Origin of the sequence: Acinetobacter stercoris (assembly GCF_900323515.1) — a bacterium.
Classification (GTDB): Bacteria; Pseudomonadota; Gammaproteobacteria; order Pseudomonadales; family Moraxellaceae; genus Acinetobacter; species Acinetobacter stercoris.
Map to the genome: position 1 here is coordinate 1 of NZ_OOGT01000325.1, position 2,463 is coordinate 2,463.

Genomic DNA, 2,463 nt, shown 5'->3' on the forward strand with positions numbered 1-2,463 from the left:
CAATAGGACTGTTTTAAAAAATAATTTAATTTTTTTTTTGATTACTTATACAACAAATGTACTTGCAATTTTTGATATAGATTGTTAAAAAAGAACTTAAGAATTACTGATGATTTATAAACACTGTAATCACTTTTTTTTTATTATTTTGAACATTAATTACAATGAAACTTCATTATTTAAATAGAATGAGTCTGTTTTGCCTAAGCTGTTCAACAATCTTGTTGACGTCTAGTCACGTTTTTTCAGGACAAATTTATATTTATGAAGATAAAAATGGCAATAATTTAATTACCAATAAAAAAAGTAATAATACCGAACTCAAAAAAGTAAAAGTTACTTATTATCCTGATAGTAATATTCATACTTATCGTAATTGGGGTAATTCAGAAGCAGCAGTTTTACCAAGTTATAGTAAAAATAAAAATGCATTTGATCACATTATTCGCCAAGCTTCATCGCGTCATGGTGTTTCAGAAGGTTTGATCAAAGCTGTCATGCATACTGAGTCAGGATTTAATGTCAATGCACGATCTCCTGTCGGTGCTCAAGGATTAATGCAACTTATGCCAGCAACTGCACGCCGCTTCAACGTGATAAATGCTTATGATCCTCAGCAGAACATTTTTGCTGGCGCCCAGTATTTAAGCTGGTTAATGAAACGTTTTAATAATAATACCACCTTAGCACTTGCTGCATATAATGCTGGTGAAGGAAATGTCCAGAAGTATGGTGGTATTCCACCATTTAAAGAAACTCAGGATTATGTCAAACGTGTTACCAGCCGTTATAACAATTTATATTCAGATGGCATGAATTTTACCGTAAATAGTAATATAGCATCAAACCAAACTATTGCTCAAAATGAGCAAAATACAAATCTGTATAATACCTCATCAAACAAATCTTATCCTAAACGCAATATCATCGTTGCTGCTGATGGTCGATCTTTTACCGATGCCCCAGGCTCCTACTCTACAACAAATGCGACAGCATCAGCTCGAATCTTTATAGCAAACTAAAATTTAAAACTTTTTATTTAACCTTCATTTTACAAAATGATAGATTACTTTCGATATTTGTTTATTTTTCAAACACAACTTTACTTATTCTTAATCAATATCTGTTTTTTTAAACAAATTTTAATTTTTTAAGTTTATTTTAAGAAAACTATAAAACTTTTTTTAATTTTATCCTTGAAATTTAGATTGCTACACTTCATATTTGAATCCACGATTTTATTTTTTTGAAGTATCCGCTGTATCTTCAATAAAATCTAACTTTTTTAATTTATAAGAGGATTTCTCAATGATGCGGATTGGTTTGTTTTTGCTAACCAACCTCGCGGTACTAGTTGTAGCAGGTATTATTTTATCAATACTTGGTGTAGGTAGTTATCACGGTGCTGGTGGTCTAAACCTAGGCAACTTGCTCGTAATCTGTTTTGTCTTTGGTATGGTGGGATCGCTGATTTCCCTGTTCATGTCAAAATGGATGGCACTCAAAACGACTGGTACTGAGCTTATTGATCCTAATGCTCCACGTAACCAAGCTGAAGTTTGGTTATTGCAGACTGTTGCTGATCTATCACAACGTTCTGGTATTAAAATGCCTGATGTTGGTATTTTCCCATCATATCAATCCAATGCGTTTGCAACAGGCTGGAATAAGAATGATGCGCTGGTATCGGTATCTTCTGGTCTACTAGAACGAATGAATAAAGATGAACTCCGTGCAGTTTTAGCTCATGAAATTGGTCACGTTGCCAATGGTGATATGGTAACACTGGCTTTAATCCAAGGTGTTGTAAACGCCTTTGTAATGTTCTTTGCACGTGTTGCTGGTGATTTCATTGACCGTAACGTGTTCGGGCGTCAAGATGGTGAAGCTCCTGGTATTGCATATTTTGTGATTACTATCGTTTTAGATATTGTATTTGGTATTCTGGCTTCTGCAATTGTGATGTGGTTCTCACGTCACCGCGAATATCGTGCCGATGAAGCTGGTGCACGTTTAGCAGGTAAAGATGCAATGATTGCGGCATTACTTCGCTTACAGCAAGAATCTGAAATGCCAGATCAGATGCCTAAAGAAATGAAAGCATTTGCAATTGCTGAAGGTAAAGAACAAGGATTTAGTCTTGCTGCCCTATTCCAAACGCATCCGAGCATTGAACAACGCGTTGCAGCATTACAGCAATTAAACATCCGTTAATCTACTTGTAACTTTAACACATTGAATTTACTCCAAAGGTCAGCATTATTGCTGACCTTTGTTTTATTGCATTTTTGTTACAAGACAACAAGAGTAATATTTTCAATTCAAAATCACACCATATTAAAAAGAAATTATATTTCAAATATTTACAACAACACCATATCGGAATATTTTTTAAGCAAAATCAATCATTTTAGTTAATATTTTTATTTATTTTAATAGGTTATAAAATACATAACTTTAAGT

General features: G+C 33.5%; 2 protein-coding genes. Both read left to right on the forward strand.

Features of this window, described 5'->3' with window-relative positions; translation table 11 throughout:
- Nucleotides 1-188: 188 nt before the first annotated feature.
- Nucleotides 189-1,022, forward strand: a complete 834-nt coding sequence (locus KPC_RS19090) for a lytic transglycosylase domain-containing protein (protein ID WP_228212345.1) — start codon at nucleotides 189-191, stop codon at nucleotides 1,020-1,022.
- A 286-nt stretch (nucleotides 1,023-1,308) separates the two neighbouring features.
- On the forward strand, nucleotides 1,309-2,214 hold the full coding sequence (gene htpX, locus KPC_RS19095; protein ID WP_121975895.1) for a protease HtpX: 906 nt from the start codon (nucleotides 1,309-1,311) through the stop codon (nucleotides 2,212-2,214).
- Nucleotides 2,215-2,463 lie beyond the last annotated feature (249 nt).